14 protein-coding genes are annotated in these 19,378 nt (G+C 67.4%); 6 read left to right on the top strand and 8 right to left on the bottom strand.

The genetic code is table 11. The annotated features are described in order from the left end of the window. Window positions 1-58: 58 nt before the first annotated feature. The 3 genes from IP92_RS12820 to edd form a co-directional block, all read right to left on the bottom strand. Window positions 59-2,578 (bottom strand): hypothetical protein, encoded by a 2,520-nt coding sequence (locus IP92_RS12820; RefSeq protein ID WP_158206709.1) that lies wholly within the window; start codon window positions 2,576-2,578, stop codon window positions 59-61. A gap of 584 nt (window positions 2,579-3,162) precedes the next feature. Then, window positions 3,163-3,789: a bifunctional 4-hydroxy-2-oxoglutarate aldolase/2-dehydro-3-deoxy-phosphogluconate aldolase gene (gene eda / locus IP92_RS12815; RefSeq protein WP_145875362.1), complete on the bottom strand. Its 627-nt coding sequence runs from the start codon at window positions 3,787-3,789 to the stop codon at window positions 3,163-3,165. Further along, the gene (gene edd, locus IP92_RS12810) at window positions 3,790-5,712 is read right to left on the bottom strand and encodes a phosphogluconate dehydratase (protein WP_145875360.1); all 1,923 of its coding nucleotides are present in this window, start codon (window positions 5,710-5,712) and stop codon (window positions 3,790-3,792) included. A 221-nt stretch (window positions 5,713-5,933) separates the two neighbouring features. Between edd and pgi the strand changes: the two genes are divergently transcribed. The 4 genes from pgi (at window position 5,934) to IP92_RS12790 (ending at window position 10,946) form a co-directional block, all read left to right on the top strand. After that, window positions 5,934-7,583: a glucose-6-phosphate isomerase gene (pgi, locus tag IP92_RS12805; RefSeq protein ID WP_145875358.1), complete on the top strand. Its 1,650-nt coding sequence runs from the start codon at window positions 5,934-5,936 to the stop codon at window positions 7,581-7,583. Then, window positions 7,580-8,482: an SMP-30/gluconolactonase/LRE family protein gene (locus IP92_RS12800; RefSeq protein ID WP_145875356.1), complete on the top strand. Its 903-nt coding sequence runs from the start codon at window positions 7,580-7,582 to the stop codon at window positions 8,480-8,482. Before pgi ends, IP92_RS12800 begins: the two co-directional genes overlap by 4 nt. Window positions 8,483-8,600: 118 nt before the next feature. After that, on the top strand, window positions 8,601-10,073 hold the full coding sequence (gene zwf, locus IP92_RS12795) for a glucose-6-phosphate dehydrogenase (RefSeq protein ID WP_145875353.1): 1,473 nt from the start codon (window positions 8,601-8,603) through the stop codon (window positions 10,071-10,073). Between the two features lie 18 nt (window positions 10,074-10,091). Then, on the top strand, window positions 10,092-10,946 hold the full coding sequence (locus IP92_RS12790) for an SIS domain-containing protein (protein ID WP_145875350.1): 855 nt from the start codon (window positions 10,092-10,094) through the stop codon (window positions 10,944-10,946). Window positions 10,947-11,074: 128 nt separating this feature from the next. Here IP92_RS12790 and IP92_RS12785 read toward each other — a convergent pair whose 3' ends face one another. The 5 genes from IP92_RS12785 to IP92_RS12765 all read right to left on the bottom strand — a co-directional run bounded on the left by IP92_RS12785 (window position 11,075) and on the right by IP92_RS12765 (window position 17,114). Then, complete coding sequence (locus IP92_RS12785; protein ID WP_145875907.1) at window positions 11,075-12,148, bottom strand: ABC transporter ATP-binding protein; 1,074 nt, start codon at window positions 12,146-12,148, stop codon at window positions 11,075-11,077. Between the two features lie 29 nt (window positions 12,149-12,177). Further along, window positions 12,178-13,914 carry an ABC transporter permease gene (locus IP92_RS12780; RefSeq protein WP_371860934.1) on the bottom strand — a complete coding sequence of 579 codons (1,737 nt, stop codon included), beginning with the start codon at window positions 13,912-13,914 and terminating at the stop codon, window positions 12,178-12,180. 79 nt (window positions 13,915-13,993) lie between these two features. Beyond that, a complete protein-coding gene (locus tag IP92_RS12775) occupies window positions 13,994-15,076 on the bottom strand; it encodes an ABC transporter substrate-binding protein (protein ID WP_145875346.1) in 1,083 nt (360 codons plus the stop codon). Between the two features lie 21 nt (window positions 15,077-15,097). Then, complete coding sequence (locus tag IP92_RS12770) at window positions 15,098-16,066, bottom strand: tripartite tricarboxylate transporter substrate binding protein (protein WP_145875344.1); 969 nt, start codon at window positions 16,064-16,066, stop codon at window positions 15,098-15,100. A 1-nt stretch (window position 16,067) separates the two neighbouring features. Next, a complete protein-coding gene (locus tag IP92_RS12765; RefSeq protein ID WP_145875342.1) occupies window positions 16,068-17,114 on the bottom strand; it encodes a porin in 1,047 nt (348 codons plus the stop codon). 112 nt (window positions 17,115-17,226) lie between these two features. Here IP92_RS12765 and IP92_RS12760 point away from each other — a divergent pair, with 112 nt between their 5' ends. Together IP92_RS12760 and IP92_RS12755 are read left to right on the top strand one after the other, a co-directional pair. Continuing rightward, a complete protein-coding gene (locus IP92_RS12760; RefSeq protein WP_145875339.1) occupies window positions 17,227-17,919 on the top strand; it encodes a response regulator in 693 nt (230 codons plus the stop codon). A gap of 1 nt (window position 17,920) precedes the next feature. After that, entirely contained in the window at window positions 17,921-19,375 is a 1,455-nt protein-coding gene (locus IP92_RS12755; protein WP_145875337.1) for a sensor histidine kinase, read from the top strand. Window positions 19,376-19,378 lie beyond the last annotated feature (3 nt).

Genomic DNA, 19,378 nt, shown 5'->3' with positions numbered 1-19,378 from the left:
TAGCGCCGATCCCACACTCATTGCAATTTTGGCATGCACCGGACCGCGCTAGATCGCCTCAAACCCGGAAGCTGCCGCGCAGGCGTACGCGTACCAGCACCAGCCCGACCGCCAGCAGCAGCCACATGCCGGGTTCGGGCACAGCCGCCAGCACATAGTCGAACCCCACCCAGCCCGGATTCCCGAACAGGAAGTCGGCGGCGATCAGTATGTCGTACGGTCCCTCGTCCAACAGGCCGAGCTCGAGCATGCCGCCACTGAAGAATGCCTGCGCATCGACGAGCCGGTAAAACGTCTGGCGAAACACCTCGGCCCCCTGCACGGCAACACTGAATTCCATCGTCGCGAATGCGTCCCTATGCCTGAAGTTCAGCAGGTCCAGCCGCAACATGCCCTCCGAAGCCGCGTCGAACACGAAGTGCGCGCTGGTGCCGTAGCGCGTCGGCAGGGTGGCGCCGAAATCGCCGCCCCCGACCATGCGGCCGGCGGCGAACACGTCTGCCCCCGCGTAACGGCCGGCCACGGCTGGGTCGTGGGGATACAGGATGGCGAGATCCGGCCGCAGGTAGCCGAACGACGTGGTGTCGAAGCTTTCGAGCAGCTCGCCGCTGCCGACCTGCGCGCGGCTCCAGACCCTGGCACCGGTCCACCTGGACGCACCGCCGAACGTCAGGCGCGCGTCCGTTTCGACGAGGCCGGTGCCGTGCTGCGCCACGCTGGCGGAATGCAGTCCGCCACGGGTGACATCGCCTATGGCCCTGGCCTCGCTGAGATTCGTCCCCGTCGTGTGCGTGTAGCTGCTGGCGGTGCCTTCATGGCCCAGCGTCGAAGCGACGGCAAAAGCGCGGCCGGTGGAGATCACTTCGCTGCGCGCGTGCGCGACGCCACCCTCCTGCCGGGCAGCGGTCGCGTATGCGCTCGCGCTGGCATCCGTGACCGTGGATTCGGCGCGCGCAAACGCATCGGCACGGGCAGGCGCCTCCCTGCGGCTGTCGACGTTCCAGCCGGTTCCATCGGCCTTCGCCAGTGCCGAGGCGTTCCCCGCGGCGCGCACGACACTGCGCGCCGATGCGTTGCCGCCCAGCCCCGGCTGGCCATAGCCCCCGCCGCCGCCCACCGCCTCGGCGACGCCGGACAGGCCGACGGTTGTCCCGGCGCGCGTGACGTCGACACTGGCTGTCGCATCCCCGCCATCCCCGCCGATGGTGCCGACGCCACCGGTGCCCCCGCGCGCTTCCGCACGCAGCGAAATGGTGTGGTTTCCTTCGATCGTGCGCGTCAGCGTCGACACCGCGGACCCGCCCTTGCCCCCCTTGCCGATGTCGTGGAAGCCGCCCATGCCGCCGACAGCCTTCTGTTCCAGATACAGTTCGACGCCGTCGCTGCCCACGCTGCCGTCCACATTGTTGTTTGCATAGGCCGCGCCGCCGTTGCCGGCAAGTGCCTGGCCCTTGCCCGTACCGCCCCGGCCGCCGGTCACGGTGGCCCTGAGCTGGGCATCAGCGATGCCGGTGCCGTGGATGGTGCCGGCGATATGCCCCGTGCCGCCATCCCCGGCACGCTTGCCAGGTGCGGATGCCGCGCCGCCCACGCCGCCCGTCGCCTCGATGTACAGCTCGTTGGGGCTCCCGGCGTAGCTGGCGTGGCCACTGCCGGCCGCCACGGCGATCGCGTCGCCCCCGCGCCCGCCGTGGCCGTCGATGCCGTCACCGCCCGCCCCGCCGGTCGCGCTCACGTGCAACTGAAGCCGGCCCTGCGTCACGACGTTTGCCGTCAGCTTGCCCTGCCCGCCTTGCATCGCCGTGCCGGTAATGCCGGCGCCATGGCCGCCACGGCCGCCTGTCGACCTGACCTCGCCGCCGACCGTTCCCAAACCGCCGGCGGCGATGACGAGATTGACGTCGCTGTCGCCTGCCAGCCCGTGACCGTCGCCGCCATCGCCGCCAGCGACGTATGTCCACAGGTCGATACTGCCCGTGGTGGCGGTCGTGATCTGCGTGCTGAGGCGGGCGTTGCCGCCGGCGCCGCCGGTACCGCCCGTCGAGTTGCCGCCGGAGCCGCCCTGCACGCGCCATTGGCCGGAAAAGTAGCCGCTGCCCACGCTGGCGTGGATGTCGCCTTCCGCATCGCCGCCGCGGCCGCCTGCCCCGCCGCCGCTTGCCGCGCTGCCCGTGCCGCCGTACACGGTGCTGGACAGAGCCACGATGTCGCCCGTGGCGGTGACCGCCCCGCGCGCGGCGCCGCCTGCCACCGGGCCGGCGCCGCCTCCCGTCATGCCGGCATTGCCCCCGTATGCGTGCACGTTGCCGCTGACGAAGGAGCTGCTGCCGCCGAGGAGCGTCGCCGTCGCCTCGGCCGTACCTGCGTGGCGGGCATAGTCGCCCGCCAGCACACCCGCCGCGGCGCCGCCGTCCGCCTGTGCGTTGCCCTGGATAATGCGGGTACCCGTCGCGGACACGCTCGCGGCGGCATCGCCGCCATTGCCCCCGGCGCCCTGTGCGCCGGCGCTGCCGCCGTTGCCGGCCTCGCCGGGAACGCCCGCGGCGCCGCCATTTCCGCCGGTCGCCTGGGCACTCACATTGATGTTGGAAGCAGCGCTGCCGACGATGTGCTGCGCGGTGGCCGCGCCGCCCGCGCCACCGTTACCGGCTGCGCCGCCATCCTGGCCTGGCGCGCCACCGGCACCGTTGCCGCCCCGGCCGCCGTTGCCTCCCGTGGCGACCGCGCCGGTGTGGGCAATACCTGCGGCCGCGGTCGCCGGGCCGCCCGCCGAACCGGCAGCGCCGGCAGCGCCTGGTTGAGTGCCGCTGCTGCCGTCCTGGCCGGGCGCGCCGGTGACCGTGATGGTTTGCGCGGCCGCTGCGCCGGAAAGCGCCAATGCCAGGGCCAGTGGCGCCAGCCGCGGCAGGCGAGCGTACAGGGAGGGGGTGGGATTGGAATGCATGGCCGACTCCTGCGATGGAAGCTGGCCCGCGGATGTGCCAAGGCTGTCGCCGGCGCGGGTAACACGGCGACGTGGGAAATTATAGGTTGGCCTGCCGCTTCTTTATCAGAATCGCAACTTGCGAACGGCAAGCTGTGGCGTATGCACCACCGTGGTGCTCGCCACCTGGACAGCCAAACGGCGCCCGCAGGCGCCGTCCAATGCAGAGCTGCCAGCAATCAACCGCGCAACGCGCTCGCCGCCTTGGCCAGCGCCGTGATGTGCCCCCAGTCGCCCGCCTTCATCGCATCCTTTGGCGTCAGCCACGAGCCGCCCACGCAGGCCACGTTCTTCAGCGCCAGGAAGGCCGGCGCGGTCTCTTGCGAGATGCCGCCCGTCGGGCAGAACGTCACGTCGGACAAGGGCCCCGCGATCGCGTTCAGCATGCCCACGCCGCCCGCCGGCACGGCCGGGAACAGCTTCAATTGCTTGAAGCCCTGCTCGCGCGCCTTCATCACTTCGGAAGGCGTCATCACGCCCGGCAGCAGCGGCAGGCCGGACGATTTCGCCGCGCCGATCAGCGCATCGGTGAGGCCCGGCGACACGCCGAACACGGCACCCGCATCGCGCGCGGCGGCGAATTCCTCCGGCTGCGTCAACGTGCCGACGCCGACGATCGCGCCTTCCACCTGGCTCATCGCGCGGATCGCGCCAAGGCCGTGCTGCGTGCGCAGCGTGACTTCCAGCACGCGGATGCCACCGGCCACCAGCGCTTTCGCGAGGGGCACGGCGTGATCGGGGTCGTCGATCGCGATCACGGGGATCACGGCCGAGGTACGCATAATGTCGAGCAGATTCATGGTCATTTACGCTTTCTTGGCAAGGAAATCTTCGTCGGAACCGGGCACCGTATTGCCCACGTTGTCACCGCCATGCAGTTCGACGGTCGTATCGATCGGCGACGGCAGCGGGAACGTCGCCGCGCCCTCCTCGGCCGCCGACACGCTGTTGCGGAACATCGCGAACAGTTCGCGGCCCATGCCCACGTGGCTCGGCGTCAGGTCGGCCTGCGCCAGTGCGCGCGCATGCCACACGGATGATTCGACCAGCGCTTCCAGCGTGCCGCTGCCGGCATCGACGCGGATGATGTCGCCGTCGCGCACGAGGCCAAGCGGGCCGCCGGCCAGCACTTCGGGCGAGACGTGGATCGCCGCCGGTACCTTGCCCGATGCGCCGGACATGCGGCCATCCGTCACCAGCGCCACCTTGCGGCCCGCATCCTGCAGGTTCGCCAGCGCCGGCGTCAGCGCATGCAGTTCCGGCATGCCGTTGGCGCGCGGGCCCTGGAAGCGGAGCACGGCCACGAAGTCGCGATCGAGCTTGCCGGCCTTGTAGTCGGCCATGAAGTCTTCCTGCGAATTGAACACGATGGCCGGCGCCTCGACCGTGCGGTGCTCCGGCTTCACGGCGGACACCTTCATGATCGCGCGGCCCAGGTTGCCCTGCACGAGCACCATGCCGCCATCCTTCGAGAACGGCTCCGCGGCGGTGCGCACGACCTTGTCGTCGCCCGTCACGGCCGGGGAATCCTTGAACACGACGCCCTTGCCGCCTTCGCCCAGGAACGGCTCCTTGCAGTGGTTGCGCAGGCCCTTGCCGAGCACCGTCGTCACGTCTTCATGCAAGAGGCCCGCATCGAGCAGCTCGCGGATGATGAAACCGGTGCCGCCGGCCGCGTGGAAGTGGTTCACGTCCGCGTCGCCGTTCGGGTAGATCCGTGCCAGCAGCGGCACCACGCCGGACAGGTCGTTGAAGTCGTCCCAGTCGATCAGGATGCCGGCCGCACGGGCGATCGCCGGCAGGTGCAGCGTGTGGTTCGTCGAGCCGCCGGTGGCCAGCAGCGCGACGATCGCGTTGACGATGGACTTCTCGTCGACGATGTGGCCGACGGGGATGTACTCGTTGCCCAGCTCCGTGATCTGCGCCGCGCGCTGTGCGGCGGCCACCGTCAGCTGGTCGCGCAGTTCCGTATACGGCGTGATGAATGCGGCGCCCGGCAGGTGCAGGCCCATCACCTCCATCAGCATCTGGTTGCTGTTCGCGGTGCCGTAGAACGTGCAGGTGCCGGCGCCGTGGTACGACTGCGCCTCGCCTTCCAGCAGTTCCTCGCGGGTGGCCTTGCCCTGCGCGTAGCGCTGGCGAATGGCCGCCTTTTCCTTGTTCGACAGGCCGGACGTCATCGGCCCGCCCGGCACGAACACGGCCGGGATGTGGCCGAAGTGCAGCGCGCCGATCAGCAGGCCCGGCACGATCTTGTCGCAGATGCCCAGGTACAGCGCCGCGTCGAACATATTGTGCGACATCGCCACCGCCGTGCTCATCGCGATCGTGTCGCGCGAGAACAGCGACAGTTCCATGCCCGGCTGGCCTTGCGTGACGCCGTCGCACATCGCCGGCACGCCGCCGGCGAATTGCGCCACCGCGCCCACGTCGCGCACGGCGTCCTTGATCACCTTCGGGAAGTGCTCGAACGGCTGGTGCGCCGACAGCATGTCGTTGTAGGCAGACACGATCGCGACGGAGGGTTTTTTCACTTCCTTCAGCAGCAGCTTGTCGTGCTGCGGGAACGCGGCGAAGCCGTGCGCGAGATTGGTGCAGGACAGGGAACCGCGCTGCGGACGACCCTTGATGCGGGCCGCTTCGAGATGCGCCAGGTAGGCGCCACGCGAAGGACGGCTGCGCTTGATGATCCGTGCCGTGACTTGTTCGAGGACTGGGTGCAAGGCCATTATGCTTCCTTATCGATGAATTCCCGAAATTTTACTACAGAAGGCGAAAGGCGTGCTGCCTGCTCGTTCTGCGAGCGAATCCGCCGATGCGAACCATCGCGGCGACAGCGGCGGCAGTGAGATTTTTACGGCTTTTTCGTCGAAGTCGTAGTGAATTTACCGTCTTTTCCTGTATAGTTCTTCAATATCCATTTACTCATATTTTCAACACGACACGTCTCATGCGCCAACCTCTGTTGACCACCACCGCCCGCTACCAAGCCCTGCAATCCCATGCCGCCGACGCGAAAGACTGGCAGCTGCGCCAGCTGTTCGCCACCGACCCACAGCGCTTCCCGCGCATGACGGTCGATGCCGCCGGCCTGTTCCTCGACTATTCAAAGAACCGGATCACGGACCGCACGGTGGAGTTGCTGGTGGACCTGGCCCGGGCCCGCGGCGTGGAAACGCAGCGCGACGCGATGTTGGCTGGTGAGAAAATAAATCTTACCGAACATCGCAGCGTGCTGCACACCGCCCTGCGTATGCCGCGCGGCAAGCAGCTCGTCGTCGACGGCCAGGATGTCGGCGCCGACGTGCACGCGGTGCTCGACCGCGTCAAGACGTTCACCGACAAGGTGCGCGGCGGCTCGTGGCTCGGCTACAGCGGCAAGCGCATCACGGACATCGTCAACATCGGCATCGGCGGTTCCGACCTGGGCCCCAAGATGGCCGTGCTGGCCCTGCGTTCGTACGCCCATCCGGGCCTGACGATGCACTTCGTGTCGAACGTGGACGGCCATGACATGGATGCCGTGCTGGCCAAGGTGAACCAGGAAACGACGCTGTTCATCGTTGCATCGAAAACGTTCACGACGGCCGAGACGATGCTGAACGCGCAGACGGCGCGCCGCTGGTTCCTGTGCGAAGGCCGCGAGGAAGACCTGGCGCGCCACTTCGTTGCCGTGTCCACCAACACGGAAGCGGTGACGGCCTTCGGCATCGATCCGGACAACATGTTCCCGTTCTGGGATTGGGTCGGCGGCCGCTATTCGGTATGGTCGGCGATCGGCCTGTCGGTCGCGCTGGCCGTCGGCTTCGGCTACTTCCAGACGTTCCTGGAAGGCGCGCATGCGATGGACGAGCACTTCCGCACCGCGCCGCTGGACCAGAACATGCCGGTGCTGCTGGCGTTGATCGGCTTCTGGAACCGCGAGTTCCTCGGCTGCTCGTCGCTGTCGATCGCGCCGTACCACCAGGACCTGAACCGCTTCCCCGCCTACCTGCAGCAGCTGGACATGGAAAGCAACGGCAAGCGCGTGACGAAAGGCGGCCAGCAGGTCGACACGGGCACGTGCCCCGTCGTGTGGGGCGAGTGCGGCACCAACGCGCAGCACGCCTACTTCCAGCTGCTGCACCAGGGCACCGACATCGTGCCGATCGACTTCATCGCCGCGCTGCGCCCGACGCACGACCTGGCCGGCCACCATGACGCGCTGCTGGCCAACTGCTTCGCGCAATCGGAAGCATTCATGAAGGGCAAGACGGCCGACGAAGTGCGCGCCGAGCTGACCGCGCAAGGCCTGCCGCCCGCGAAGATCGACGAGCTGGTGCCGCACCGCACGTTCCCCGGCAATCGCCCGTCGAATACGATCCTGATGGACCAGCTGACCCCTGCCACCCTGGGCGCGCTGATCGCGCTGTACGAACACAAGACGTTCGTGCAAGGCGTGATCTGGGACATCGCCAGCTTCGACCAGTGGGGCGTGGAACTGGGCAAGGTGCTCGCGAAGAAGATCCAGGCCGAACTGGAAGGCGCCGTCGACCCGGCCGCGCACGACGCTTCGACCAATGGCCTGATCGTGATGGCGAAGGGAGCGAAGGTCCAATGAGCGGCTACGACGTGAAGGTCGCGTTCGACGCGCCGATGCAGGTGGGCGAAGGCCCGCTGTGGCATCCGGCCGAAGGCGCGCTGTACTGGGTCGACATCGACGGCCTCGCGGTGCACCGCCTCGTCGAAGGCACTGACGACAGCACAGTTCGGCACGACTCGTGGATCATGACGAGCGAGCCGTCCGCGCTGGCGCGCCATGCGGACGGCGGCCTGGTGGTCGCCACCCGCAACGGCTTCGTCCACCTGAACACCGATACCGGTGCGGTGACCGACATCGCCCCGGCCCCGTTCGACTGCAGCAAGGCGCGCTTCAACGACGGCAAGCCCGATGCGGCCGGCCGCTTCTGGGTCGGCACGATCTACGAACCGCGCGACCAGCCCGCGGCCGAGATGTTCGTGCTGGAGAAGGGCGAAGTGCGCCGTGCCTGGGCCGGCGGCATGACGAATTCGAACGGCCTGGCGTTCAGCCCGGACAACCGCACGATGTACCACGCCGACACCACCGCGCACCGCATCACGCGCTACGACTTCGACGTGGCGACAGGCGCCGTGGCGAACCAGCGCGAGGTGCGCCAGTTCAGCATGGACAAGAGCGCCGGCTACGGCGGCCGCCCGGATGGCGCGGCCATCGACAGCGAAGGCAATTACTGGGTCGCGATGTTCGAGGGCGGCCGCATCGTCAAGCTGTCGTCGTCCGGCGAGGAGCTCGACGAGATCGCCCTGCCCGTGCGCTGCCCGACGATGGTGGCCTTTGGCGGCGCGGACCTGCGCACGCTGTACATCACAACGGCCGGCAAGCGTCCGCAGGCCGAACTGGAACAGTATCCGCTGTCGGGCCGCGTGCTGTCCGTGCGGCTGCCGGTGGCAGGCCTGGAGTCGCCGCAGTACCGGCCTTGATGCTCCCTGTTGCGCCTGGCACGGCCGGCACGATTGATGAATTTGTAGTATATTTTCGTCAAACAAACATTTTTAGGTAGTAAGTTTTCAGCACCTCCAACCACAGACGACACCCATCATGGCACTTTCCGATTTTGACCTGGTTCTGTTCGGCGGCAGCGGCGACCTTGCGATGCGCAAGCTGTTGCCCGCGATGTTCTCGCGCGACGTGTGCGGCGACCTGCCGCCTTCCGCCCGCATCATCTGCATCGGCCGGCACGACAACACCACGGAAGAATTCATCGCGACGGTCAACAGCACGTCGCGCCCGCACATCAAGACGCCGAAGGTGACGCCGGAGAACTGGGAACGGTTCACGCGCCGCATCGTCTACGTGGCCGTCAACGCGACCGAGTCGGCCAGCTACCAGGGGCTCGCGGAAGCGCTGCGCCCCGACCCGAGCCTGAACCGCGTGTACTACCTGGCCACGCCGCCGGCACTGTTCGCGCAGATCTGCGACAACCTGAAGGAAAACGGCCTCGTCACGCCGAACTCGCGCGTGGTGCTGGAAAAGCCGCTGGGCCGCGACCTGGCGTCCGCGAAGCAGATCAACCGCGAAGTGGGCGAAGTGTTCGAGGAATCGCAGATCTACCGGATCGACCACTACCTGGGCAAGGAAACGGTGCAGAACCTGCTGGCGCTGCGCTTCGGGAACATCCTGTTCGAACCGCTGTGGCGCCGCGAATGGATCTCGGACGTGCAGATCACGATCGCCGAGAAGCTGGGCGTGGGCAACCGCATCGGCTACTACGACACGTCCGGCGCGCTGCGCGACATGCTGCAGAACCACCTGCTGCAGCTGCTCTGCATCGTCGCGATGGAGCCGCCTGCATCGACGTCGCCGGACGCCGTGCGCGACGCCAAGCTGCAGGTGCTGCGCGCACTGAAGCGCTTCACGCCGACGACCCTGGCGCAGAACATCGTGCGCGGCCAGTACCGCGCCGGCCATGTGGACGGCCAGCCGGTGCCGAGCTACCGCGACGAACCGGATGCGCCGCAAGGCTCGCGCACCGAGACCTTCGTGGCGATGAAGGCGGAGATCGACACGTGGCGCTGGGCCGGCGTGCCGTTCTACCTGCGCACCGGCAAGCGGATGGCCGACTCGCTGGCCGAGATCGTCGTGCGCTTCAAGCAGATCCCGCACTCGATCTTCCAGCAGCCTACGTCCAGCTTCCAGCCGAACTCCCTCGTGATCCGCCTGCAGCCGGACGAAGGCCTGCGCATGAACCTGATGGCGAAGACGCCGGGCGAAGGCATGCGCCTGAAACCGGCCGAGCTGGAACTGGACTTCCGCGAAACGTTCAAGATGCCGCGCATGGATGCCTACGAGCGCTTGCTGCTCGACGTGCTGCGCGGCCAGCTGACGCTGTTCATGCGCGGCGACGAACTGGAAGCGGCGTGGGAATGGGTCGAGCCGATCCTGAACAACTGGGAGCAGGACGACACGGCGCCGCTGCCGTATGCGGCCGGCACGTGGGGCCCCGCCGCATCGTCCGCGCTGATCGGGCGCGACGGGCTGCAGTGGCGCGAAGAAGCGCTCCCCGAGGATTGAGCGGAGCACCTGGACGATATGCTGCTGGATTCCATCCGCACTCAATTGGACTCGTTGTCGAAGTCCGAGCGCAAGGTCGCCCTCGCGGTGCTCGACAATCCGTCGCGCACCGTAAACTCGAACATCACGGCGCTGGCGAAAAGCGCCCAGGTATCCGAACCGACCGTCGTGCGCTTTTGCCGCACGCTGGGCTACGACGGCTGGCACGAGTTCAAGCTGAAGCTCGCGCAAGGCCTGGCTGTCGCCCTGCCCGGCCTGAACGAAGCGCCGTCGCAGGACGACCTGGCGGCTGACCTGATCAACAAGATCTGCAGCCGCTCGATCAACACGCTCCTAGACCTGCGCAACAACCTGCACCACGAACCGGTGCAGCGCGCGCTCGACATCCTGGCGCTGGCCAACAAGATCGAGTTCTACGGCCAGGGCACGTCCGGCATCGTGGCGGCGGACGCGCAGCACAAGTTCTTCCGCTCCGGCGTACCGACCGTCGCCTACTCGGACCCGGCGATCCACGCGATCGCCGCGGCACTGCTGCGCAAGGGCGACGCGCTGGTGGCGATCTCCCAGCGCGGCAACAGCCCGGCCCTCGTGCGCTCCGCGCAACTGGCGCGCGACGGCGGCGCGGACGTCATCGTGCTCGCCCCATCGGGCACGCCGCTGGCCGACATGGCCAACGTGCTGATCCCGATCGACCTGATCTTCAACACGGACCCGTACACGCCGATCTCGGCACGCCTGGCCTACCTCGTCGTCATCGACGTGCTGGCCGTCGGCCTGGCGCTGCGCCGCGGCCCGGAATTCCGCCGCAAGATGCAGAACGCGCAGAAGGCATTGCAGGAGTTCGAGGTGCAGTTCGATTCGTTTATCGGCTGAGTCCGTTTCCGCTTCATGCGGGCCGGTAGCTTACACATAAGCCCGACGGCAAACCCTAGGGTCAGACCCGCCGGGTCTGACCCTGGCCTCTGCCTCTGGGTAAGCAGCCGCCGGTAGCCCGCTCCGTTTTAAAACACCCACAGCTTCTCAGCCGGCATCTGCAGCCAGTACATGCCGTCCCCTAGCCGCATGCGCGAATACGCCCGCACACTGATATCGCCCTGCTTGAACAGGCACTCCCACCGATCGCCCAGGTACATGCACGTCGACAGCGGCAACGCCAGCGCGTTGTCGGCCTGCGTGGCGCTGATGCGCACCTCTTCGACCCGCACCAGCGGCGCGATCTCCGCGCCCGGATTGCCACCGGGGTTGCCTCGTCCCGTGCCGCGCAGCTGCGTGCCCGCCACGTCGATGACGACATCGGCCCCGTCGCGTTGCACCAGCTTGCCCGGCAGCCGGTTGTTACTGCCCATGAACTCGGCCGTGAACAGCGTTTCCGGCGTTTCGTACATGCTCTGCGGCGTGCCCTGCTGCTCGATGCGGCCGTTATTGAGCAGCAGGATGCGGTCCGAGATCGCCATCGCCTCGGCCTGGTCGTGCGTGACCATCAGCGCGGACAGGCCCAGTCGCACGATCAGCTCGCGCAGGAACGCGCGGGCTTCCTCGCGCAGCTTCGCGTCGAGGTTCGACAGCGGCTCGTCCAGCAGGATCACTGGCGGGTTGTAGACGAGCGCGCGGGCGATCGCCACGCGCTGCTGCTGGCCGCCGGACAGCTGGTGCGGATAGCGCTCGCCGAGGTGCCCGAGGCCCAGCTGCGCCAGTACCTCGGCCACGCGCGTCTTGATCTCGCCGCCCGCCATGCGGCGCAGCTGCAGGCCGTAGGCGACGTTGTCGAAGACGGTCTTGTGCGGCCACAGCGCATACGACTGGAACACCAGGCCCAGGTTGCGTTCCTCGGCCGGCAGTTCCTGTTTCTTCGCGCCGTCGAACACGCGGCGTGCGCCGATGTCGATGCTGCCCAGGCGCGGGCTTTCCAGGCCCGCGACGGCGCGCAGCAGCGTGGTCTTGCCGCTGCCCGATGGGCCCAAGAGCGCCACCACTTCGCCTTTTTGCAGGTGCATCGACACGCCCTTCAGGATCGGGTTCGCGTGCGCACCGGTGCCGTAATCGAGGTGCAGGTCGTCGACGGTCAGTTCGTTCATGTTCAGGTCTCGTTTCATGTGCTTTCCCGTTAATCGTGCAGCTTCACGCCGAAGCGCAGCGCGATGCCGAGGCCGATGGCCACCAGCGTGATGTTAATGAACGACAGCGCGGCCACCAGGTCGGTCGAGCCACCCGCCCACAGCGACACGAGCATCGCGCCGATCACTTCGGTGCCCGGCGACAGCAGGTACACGCCCGTCGAATACTCCCGCTCGAAGATCAGGAAGATCATCAGCCAGCTGCCCAACAGGCCATAGCGCACCAGCGGCAGCGTGACGTCACGCACCACCCGGCCGCGGCGTGCCCCGACCGCGCGGGCTGCCTCTTCCAGCTCCGGCCCCACCTGCAGCAGCGCGCTGGAGATCAGCCGCATGCCATACGCCATCCACACGACGGAATACGCGAGCCAGACCGCGAAGATCGTCGAACGCAGCGACCGCAATGCCGGGATCAGGTTCGCCGACAGCCAGGCGGCCACCGCGTTGTCCATGCCCTTGAAGATCCCATCGAGCCACGTCGGCACGAACAGGAACACCCACAGGAACGCCAGGCCCGCCAGCAGGCCCGGCACGGCGCGCGGCACCAGCACGCTGTAGTCGAGGAACCGCGAGATACCGTCCTGGCGGCGATGCATCGCCAGCGCGACGAAGGTGTAGCAGACGATCGCCAGGCCGCCGCCGATCACGCCGATCAGCACTGTGTTCAGGATCGCGCGGGTCAGCGCCGGCTGGTCGAAGATGTCGCGGAAGTGCTGCAGCGTCAGCACGTCCGCCAGCTTGACGCCCTCGCCCCAGTACTGCACGAACGAGCGCAGCGCAATCCCGGACAGCGGCATCACGATCGTCACCAGCAGCCACACGCCCAGCAGCGCGAACGCCAGCCACTTCCAGCGGCCCAGCGGCATCGCCTTGCTGCGCGCACCCTTGCCCTTGATCGACACGTACTTGTTGGCGGATTTGAGCAGCCAGCGCTGCAGCATCACCAGCGGCATCGTCACCAGCACGAGGCACACGGCCACCGCCGCCATCAGGTGGTACGACGGCGTGCCCAGTTTGTTGGTCAGCTTGTACAGGTAGGTCGGCAGCACCAGGTGGCCTTCCGGATCGCCCAGCACCAGCACGAGGCCGAACACTTCGAAGCCGAGGAAGAACACCAGCACGCCAGCATAGGCAAGCGCCGGCATGATCATCGGCAGCGACACGTTGAACATGACGCGCAGCGGCGAAGCGCCGGCCACGCGGGCCGCTTCCTCTACATCCGAGCCCAGGCTGCGCAGCGCGGACGATGCGTACAGGTACACGTGCGGCACGTGCGTCAGGCCGGCGATGACGACGATGCTGGTGAACGAATACACGTTCCACGGCACGAAGCCCACCAGCTCCTTCGCCCACGTCGAGTAGAAGCCCACGGGCCCCATCGACACGACGTAGCCGAAGCCCATCACCATCGGCGACACGAAGATCGGCACCAGCAGCAGCGGCGCGATCCAGCCGCGCCCCGGCAAGTCCGTGCGCACCATCAGGAACGCGAGCATGCCGCCCAGTGGCACGGCGATCAGCGCGAGGCCCGTCGCCAGCAGCAGGCCGTTCTGGAACGCTTGCGCGAAGTCCGGGTCGTCGAAGATGAAGCGGTACGAATCCAGGCCGAGCACCTTGTCCGGCACGAAGAACGGCGCGGACAGGAAGCTCTGGTAAAAGATCAGCGCGAGCGGCACGAAGATCGCCAGCGCCGTCAGGGTGGCGACGAGGCCGCGCGGCCAGTTCATGCGCGGGCCGCGGGCGGGCGGCAGCGCCGGCACGGCCTGGTGCGCGATCGGTTGATGGAGGACGGTCTGCATGATCAGCTCACTTCTTGCCGGCCGTGTCTTTCCACTGCTTCAGGAACGCCATGCGCTTGGCCGGCACCAGGTCCTGCAGCACGCTGGGGTGCACGGGAATCGGCTTCAGCTTGTCCTGGCCCACCTGCTTGACGAGGTCCGCGCTGGTCGTCTCGCCCGTCAAGTCGGCGCGGATCGCATACAGCTTCGACTCGTTGGCGATCACCGTCTGGCCGCGCTTCGACAGCATGTAGTCCAGCCACAGCTTGGCGGCGTTGACGTTCTTTGCCGACTTGTTAATGAACACGACGCGCGACATGATCAGCGTGTAGTCCTTCGGCAGCACGACGCCGATCGACGGATCCGTCTTCGCGCGCACCAGCGCATAGGAACCCAGCACGTTGTAGCCCAACAGGTTCTCGCCGGACGAGATCCGCTCCATCATCGTGCCGGTCGACGACTGCACGCGCACCTTCGCCACGCCGAACGCGTTGCGCAGCTCGGCGAACTTCGGATACGTCTGTGCGTCGCGCGTCATGAACATGAAGCCCACGCCCGATTTCTCGATGTCGTAGGTGGTGATCTTGTCGCGGAACTTCGGCTGCTGCAACAGCCTAACTAAATCGTCGTGCGTCTGCGGCACTTCCTTGGCGTCGACGAGGCGCTTGTTGTAGACGATCGCCGCCGGCTCGAACGTCGTGCCATAGGCCTTCGCATCCCACACGGCCCAGCCGGGGATGTTCGGCGTCTCGACGGATTTGTATTGCAGCGCATAGCCTTCCGAAGCGAGCTTCATCTGCAGGTCCATCGACGACGACCACATCACGTCGGCCGTGTTGCCGCCGGCGGCCATCTCGGAAATGAAGCGGTTGTACACCTCGGTGGAATTCATGTCGTTGTACTCGACGGTGATGCCGGGGTACAGCGCGTTGAAGTCGCGGATCAGCGGTTGCGTGGCCTTGCTGTCCGTGGCGCCGTACACCACCAGCTTGCCATCCTTCTTCGCGGCGTCGATCAGCTTCTGGTAGTCGGCGGGATAGCCGGCCGGCGCCTGTGCCAGCGCGGCAGCGCACAAGGTCATGCCAGCGATCGTGGCGGTCATCTTAATCATGGTTTGTCTCCTGTTATAAGTTCAGCGCAACAGCCCGAACTGGGCGGCGCGCACGCGGTAATCGTCGACGGCTTGTTGTACGTGGTCGGTCAATGCCTGGCCGGTCAGGCTCAATGGATACATGCCCGCCGCGGCGCGCAGGCGGTCGAATTCGGGCGTGGCCATCATCCGGTCGAACGTGGCGACCCAGCGTCGGTAGTCCGCTTCCGACGACTGGGGGCTCATCCACACGCCGCGGATCGTCGGCCACACCACGTCGTAGCCTTGTTCGCGCGCCGTCGGCACGGCGGCCAGCGCGCCGGGCAGGCGGCGCTCGGCCAGTACCGCGAGCACGCGCACCTTGCCCTGCGCGGCCATCAGCTGCGCTTCGGACGTGTCGCCAGAGACCACGTGCACGAAGTTGGCCTGCATCGCGGTGAACGCTTCGCCGCCGCCTTCGAGCGCGACGAAGCGCAACACTTTCGGATCGATGCCGCCAGCCTTCACCAGCATCGCCATCTTCAGCCAGTCCTGGCTGCCGATCGTGCCCGAGACGCCGATCAGCACCTTGCCCGGGTCGCGGCGCAGCGCATCGACGAGGTCCGGCAACGTCTTGTACGGCGAATCCGGCCGCACGGCGATCATGCCGTAGTCGGTGCCCAGCGCCGCAACCCAGCGCACGTCCTTCGGCGTGGCCTTGCCGAACTTGCCCTGCGCGAGGTTGAGCAGCGAGCCGCCGGAAAACGCGACGAGCGTATCGGGGTCGGCCCGGCGCGACGAGATCAGCGAATGCCACGCGACGGCGCCGATGCCGCCCGGCTGGTAGCGCAGGCGCAGCGGGCGCTGCGCCTGGTCCGGCAACTGGCGCAGGCCGTCGCGCACCAGCTTGCACGTGAGGTCCATCGCGCCGCCCGGTTTCGACGGCACGATGCATTCGACTTCGCCGGGCGTCGCCGCTGCGGCCGTGCCGGCAAAGAGCAATGCGACGATCAGCGTGGCCAGGTTGCGCATGTCAGAACCTGTGCTGGATGCCGACCATCGCGCCGCGCTGGGTATCGCCGAAGCCCGCATCGTCGCGCGACAGGCCGACGAGCTGGTCGTGCTTGGCCTTTGCGTAGGCGAGCGTCGCATACAGGTCGGTGCGCTTCGAGAGCGCGTAGCGGTAGCGCGCGACGTACATCAGCGGATCCGCATCGACGGCCACGTTCTTCACGTTCACGTAGTACACGGCGCCCGTCAGCGTCACGTTCGGCACCGGCTTGTAGGCGATGCCGGTCCACACCGTGTTGGCCTTCACGTCAGGCGCCACCTTGCCCGGTTCCTGCGTGTAGCCGCGGGTGGACAGGTAGAACTTCACCCGGCCCGTTTCGTAATAGCCGCCCAGGTGATAGACGCGGGTGCGGTCGCGCCGGCCCGTGTCCACCAGCGTGTTGCCGTTGATCTGCTCCCACGTCGCCATCAGGCCCAGGCCTTCGCTCTCGTAGCTGACGGCGCTGGCGAACTTCGCGCTGTCGCGGGTGCCGCTGGTCTGTTCACCGAAGCCGTACGACGCGCCGTACTTGAAGTTGCCCGTGCTGCCGGAATACTTGACGAGGTTGTCGAAGCCCGTCGTCATGCCGTATTTGCTGGAGCCCGTCGCATTGCCCGTCGTCGCCCACGAATAGAACGGCGCAAAGCCCATCGGGTCGAAGCGGATCACGGTGTCGTACACGCTGGTGAACGAACGGCCAAGCACCACGCGGCCGTAGCGCCCTTCGAGCCCCACATTGGCCTGGCGCTTGAACAGGTTGCCGTCCGCGGCGCCCGTGTCCATCAGGATGCCGCCCTCCAGCTGGTAGACGGCTTTCAGGCCGCCGCCGAGGTCTTCGCTGCCGCGCACGCCCCAGCGCGACGTGTTCATGCCGCCGGAACTGACGCGAGTGAGCGAATGTCCGTTGGCGTTCGCATTCGACGAATAGTCGATGCCGAGGTCGAGCAAACCGTAGAGGGTAACGGACGATTGGGCGTGTGCTGCCCCGGCGGCCAGCAGGGCCGCCATGGCGATGGAAGTTCTTTTCACAGACTGTCTCCTGGGTTTATAGTCGTACTGCCATGCCCTCGTTGCGGGGCATGAACGTACTATAGAATCGCCAACCTTTCAAAATGCTTTCACGCTTCCAATCGAATCCACGATGCGCATCCTCCTCGTAGAAGACCACACCGAACTGCAGCACTGGCTCGCGAAGGCCTTGCGCGACGCGCACCTGACGGTGGAGTGCGCGAACAACGGCGCCGATGCGGACGCGCTGCTGCACACGCAGGATTACGCGCTGGTGATCCTCGACCTCACGCTGCCGAAGATGGATGGACTGGATGTGTTGAAGCGCCTGCGTTCCCGCGGCGGCGCACGCGGCAAGACGCCGGTGCTGATCCTCACGGCGCGCGGTGGCCTGGAAGACCGCGTGCAGGGCCTGAACCTGGGCGCCGACGATTACCTGGCCAAGCCGTTCGAGCTCGTCGAACTGGAAGCGCGCGTGAAGGCGCTGCTGCGGCGCGGCCTGGGCAACGAGGCGCTGGTGTACCGCTGCGGCGAGCTGGCGTTCGACACGGTGGCGCGCCAGTTCACGTATTACGGCAACGCGCTGGCGCTGACGCCGCGCGAGCACGCCGTACTGGAAGCGCTGATCACCCGCAGCGGCCGCGCGGTAGCGAAGGAAAAGCTGTTCGACGAAGTGTTCGCGCTGGCGGACGACGCGAACCTCGATGCGATCGAGCTGTACATCCACCGCGTGCGCAAGAAGCTCGACAGCGCGCAGCCCGGCGCCGCCGTCATCAGTACCTTGCGCGGCATCGGCTACCTGCTGCAATCGCGCGACGCCGGCTGACATGCGGCTCGCAGGACGACTGGCAGGCGGGCTGGCGAAACGCCTGCCCGATACCGCGGCCGGCAGCCTGCGCGGCCAGCTGCTGCGCTGGCTGCTGCTGCCGCTGATCGTGCTCGAGGTGCTGAACACGGTGTCGGCCTACCACAACGCCGTCGATGCGGCCGATGCGGCCTATGACCGCTCGCTGCTGGCGTCCACCCGCGCACTCGCCGAACGCGTGTCGATCGTCGGCGGGAAGGTCGTCGCGGACGTGCCGTACGTTGCGCTGGACAGCTTCGAGACCGATACGCTCGGGCGCATCTACTACAAGGTGACGGGGCTGCGCGGCGAGACGGTGTCCGGCTACGACGACCTGCCGCCCGTGCCGCCCGGCGTGCCGCGTTCGGAAAGCTATCCCGCGCTGGTGCGCTTCTACCACGCGCAGTACAACGGCCAGCCGATCCGCATCGCGGCGTTGCTGCAGCCCGTGTACGACGACACGATGCGCGGCATCGCGCTGATCCAGGTGGGCGAAACGCTCGATGCGCGGCGAGGCCTGACGACGAAGATCCTGCTCGACACGGTGCTGTGGCAGGCCGGCCTCGTGCTGGCCGCGGCGCTGCTGATCTGGTTCGCCGTGCGGCTCGTGTTGCGGCCGCTGATGCGGCTGAAGGCGGAGGTCGAGTCGCGCAGCGTGTCCGACCTGTCCGACCTCGATCCCGCCCTCGTGCACAAGGAAGTGCGTCCGCTGGTGGCGGCGATGAACGCATCGATGTCGCGTATCCAGGGCCTGATCAGCAGCCAGCGGCGCTTCATCGCCGACGCTTCGCACCAGCTACGCACCCCGCTCGCCGTGCTGCGCACGCAAACGGAACTGGCTCAGCGCGAGGTCGACCGGCACGGTGCACCGCCGGCGCTGGCCGGCCTGCTCGACAGCATCGCCGCGACCACCGACTCCACCGTGCACCTGGCCAATCGCCTGCTGACCTTGGCGCGGATTGAACACAGCAAAGGCAACCTGGCCGCGCCGGTGCCGCTGCGCGGGCTGGTGCAGCAGGTGGCGCTGGAACTGGCGCCGAACGCCGTACGTGCTTCGATCGACCTGGCGCTGGAAGCGGACCAGGAGATCGAGGTCGCGGGGCAGGAACTGCTGCTGCACGAGCTGGTGGCGAACCTGGTCGACAATGCGCTGCGCTACACGCCGGCGGGCGGCACCGTCGTGCTGCGCGTGCGTGCGACAGCCGACGGCCCTGTGCTGGAAGTGGAAGACAGCGGCCCCGGCATCGCCGAGGCGGAACGGGAGCGGGTGTTCGCGCCGTTCTACCGCGCGTCTTCCTCGCTGCAGAGCAATCCGGGGGGCGCGGGGCTGGGGCTGGCGATCGTCGCCGATATCGCGGCGCTGCATGGCGCCGCGCTGGCGTTGGACGATGCGCCGGGCGGCGGCTTGCTGGTGCGGGTGATGTTCCCGGCGGCCTAGCCG

Source organism: Pseudoduganella flava, assembly GCF_007830495.1.
GTDB lineage: Bacteria > Pseudomonadota > Gammaproteobacteria > Burkholderiales > Burkholderiaceae_D > Rugamonas > Rugamonas flava.
The sequence above is the reverse complement of the archived record's forward strand: the minus strand, read 5'-3'. Positions and strand labels throughout refer to the sequence as shown.

Coding starts and splice junctions, on each gene's coding strand:
- edd (WP_145875360.1), bottom strand. CDS start 5,712: ATGGCCTTGCACCCAGTCCTCGAACAAGTCACGGCACGGATCATCAAG.
- IP92_RS12755 (WP_145875337.1), top strand. CDS start 17,921: ATGCGGCTCGCAGGACGACTGGCAGGCGGGCTGGCGAAACGCCTGCCC.
- IP92_RS12800 (WP_145875356.1), top strand. CDS start 7,580: ATGAGCGGCTACGACGTGAAGGTCGCGTTCGACGCGCCGATGCAGGTG.
- IP92_RS12770 (WP_145875344.1), bottom strand. CDS start 16,066: ATGCGCAACCTGGCCACGCTGATCGTCGCATTGCTCTTTGCCGGCACG.
- zwf (WP_145875353.1), top strand. CDS start 8,601: ATGGCACTTTCCGATTTTGACCTGGTTCTGTTCGGCGGCAGCGGCGAC.
- IP92_RS12785 (WP_145875907.1), bottom strand. CDS start 12,148: ATGAACGAACTGACCGTCGACGACCTGCACCTCGATTACGGCACCGGT.
- IP92_RS12775 (WP_145875346.1), bottom strand. CDS start 15,076: ATGATTAAGATGACCGCCACGATCGCTGGCATGACCTTGTGCGCTGCC.
- IP92_RS12790 (WP_145875350.1), top strand. CDS start 10,092: ATGCTGCTGGATTCCATCCGCACTCAATTGGACTCGTTGTCGAAGTCC.
- IP92_RS12780 (WP_371860934.1), bottom strand. CDS start 13,914: ATGAACTGGCCGCGCGGCCTCGTCGCCACCCTGACGGCGCTGGCGATC.
- eda (WP_145875362.1), bottom strand. CDS start 3,789: ATGACCATGAATCTGCTCGACATTATGCGTACCTCGGCCGTGATCCCC.
- IP92_RS12760 (WP_145875339.1), top strand. CDS start 17,227: ATGCGCATCCTCCTCGTAGAAGACCACACCGAACTGCAGCACTGGCTC.
- pgi (WP_145875358.1), top strand. CDS start 5,934: ATGCGCCAACCTCTGTTGACCACCACCGCCCGCTACCAAGCCCTGCAA.